A 2549-nucleotide genomic window follows, 5' to 3' on the forward strand; every position below is an offset into this window, starting at 1 on the left:
GTGGCGGTACTGCCACAGTGAATGAGAAATTCGAAACTGGCACGAAAACAGCCTATACATCAGGGAATGTTACATTATCAAGCGGATCCTGGTATTTTGATAATGCGCTGATCGGAAATTTAAGCACGGACAAGAAAAATGGCACCCAGTCCGCGCGTGTTCGAGCGAGCGGTGCCCTTACGATGAACTTCAACGTGAGCGGAGCAACAAGCGTCCAAATTTCACACGCCAATTTTGGCACCGACACTGGAGCCAGATGGCAGCTGCAAATGTCAACGAATAGCGGTTCCACATGGACCAACGTTGGCAGCTTGAATTCCAGCACGTCCAGTTTGCAGGTAAAAACGTTTACGTTAAGCCAGACATCTTCAGTCCGCTTCCGGAGTGTTGTTTCTGGTACTTCGGGGCACAGGCTTAACTTTGATGATATTGTGATTAGCAATTAAATAAATCTATAGTAGTAGGTTAAAACAAAAAAGCTTGCAGATTGAGGTGGTGGCCTCCTCTGCAAGCTTTTTGCTGTAAAAAATGAGCCAGATCAAATGAAGAATCAATTAATATTTCAAAAATAGGATATCGAGCCAGAAAAAACTAGAAAGGGATTAATCGCTTTTCCATGGTGTTAATTAGACATCTTCAGAACATAAATAATAAATACTGTTTAAGATGAGAAGGTGAGTCAGGCTATTTTCCCATGAACCCGTTACAGGCGAGCCAAATTCGGGATGGAACGAGAAAAGAATAAGTTTTCCTTCCCCCGCAGTTGCTTCGACTGCAGCAGCTTTGCCTTTTAGGAACGAATTAAAACGCTCTTGTGATAATGGGTTGCTCCATTCAAGTGAATCAACAGCACATTGGTTTTCTGCAACTGACCAGTTTGGCTTATCAACTCCAGATGCAATGAATTCTTTATAGGTAGCAAGGATTGTTATGTTGTCTGCGTCAATTGTTTCTATACCCGGTCCTTCCCAGTAGATAACATCTAAAGTGCTGGGGTCACCATAAGAAATTCCGTACATGCTGGGGTGATCATTTACGTTTAGATTAATGCGCACAAACCCTGTTCCTGTTCTCCAATAATCTAGTCCTGTTGAGTCAGTGGCGTTAATAATATTTAACCACATCCTAGATTGTGGTGTGCCGGGCTTTGCGGTTAAGGGAAGGTAGGCACCTGCGCAGGAAGCCAGGTATTTCCCGCCATTTAAAACATACCGGCGAATTTCTTCCATGCCTTTTTTTCCTAGTCCAGCATAATAGGATTCCCCGGCATCTGGACCACCCGGAACAATAAATAAATCAATGTTCTCCAATGTACCTTGTCTAATTTGTTCATCAGATAGTTCTTCAAATTCAAGTTCGAATAAGTCCAAAACTGATTTGTAGGGATCAAAGCAGAAAGGAGCGCTGTTCAAACCGTTGTAAACTCCTATGCGATTTGGAAGTTTTAATCTTTTAACTGAAACTAAATATTCATCTTTCCAATCAGTAAAATCAACAGTGATATCTGCTGAAGGAGTAATATCAGTGTCCGCCAGAATCGTTCCTGCAGGATAGATATGACCTTCAGGGAAATGGTTTGTTACTACTTCCAATTCATGTTTTGTTTGATAAACGTTGCAACCATTTTTCAATAAACTATGAATCCATCTATAGGCTTTTATATGATTGGCTTGTCTGTTCGCCATTCCTAATCGTTCGAAGGAAAGTAGAAGCATGTCCTAACCTCGTTTCTATGCAGAAATATCGTTTTGTGATTCTTCATCAGACATAAGGCGTTCTGCAATCCGTGAAACTAATGCAGGGTTTAAAGCAGTAATAATCACACCAAGAAGGATCCAGCCGATCACGATGTATGGAAAATAATTAAATGGAGCTGCTGGAATTGGAAATACGTTTGAATATAAACTATAGCCTAAACCAATTACTGCTAGTGCAGGAAGAATAAGAATAGGGCCCTTCCAAATTTTATTCTTAACAAAATAACGCATACCGCCAATTGTTGTGACTAAATAGGTTAACAAGAGCGATAGCACCCCAATGGTTCCTAAATATCCAAAAATCAATCCCCCATCAAGGCCAATGCCTTTTAAAGGAAATAAAGCGATTAGAGATATGACCATGATTACACTCAATGCAATATAGGGGGAATGATATTTCTTATGGGTTTCCCCAACTTTTTGATGGATAAAACCGTCACGACCCATTGAAAATAGCATTCTTGACCCTGCCGTGGCACTTGCCAACGCACAAGAGAAAGCCGATAAAAAAGCACCAAACATAATAGCAGCTGCGAATCCTCTCGACATATACATGTCAGCAAGATCTGCAAGTGGTGCAGATGATTTTGCGAAATTCCCGTTGCCTTCACTATCTAGACCAAATCCAATAGTTGTCGCGAAACTCACTACAATATAGAATATTCCTGTTAAAAATACAGCAGAGATAATGGCGATCGGGATGGCCTTTTTAGGATTCTTTGTTTCTTCACCTAAACTGGAAGCACCTTCAAACCCTGCGAAAGAAAGGAAGGCGAAGACAGTTGCTAATGC

Annotated in this window: 2 protein-coding genes and 1 pseudogene; 1 reads left to right on the plus strand and 2 read right to left on the minus strand. The window is 41.1% G+C overall.

The annotated features are described in order from the left end of the window. A pseudogene (locus WB217_RS08980) lies at positions 1–446 on the plus strand (Ig domain protein group 2 domain protein); the annotation flags it as partial. Between the two features lie 180 nt (positions 447–626). Here WB217_RS08980 and WB217_RS08985 read toward each other — a convergent pair. Together WB217_RS08985 and WB217_RS08990 are read right to left on the minus strand one after the other, a co-directional pair. Further along, the gene (locus WB217_RS08985; protein ID WP_423992671.1) at positions 627–1715 is read right to left on the minus strand and encodes a BPL-N domain-containing protein; all 1089 of its coding nucleotides are present in this window, start codon (positions 1713–1715) and stop codon (positions 627–629) included. Between the two features lie 15 nt (positions 1716–1730). Beyond that, a partial coding sequence (locus WB217_RS08990; protein WP_423992673.1) for an APC family permease occupies positions 1731–2549 on the minus strand: 819 nt, incomplete at its 5' end.

Source organism: Mesobacillus sp. (assembly GCF_049588175.1).
Lineage (GTDB): Bacteria > Bacillota > Bacilli > Bacillales > Cytobacillaceae > Mesobacillus.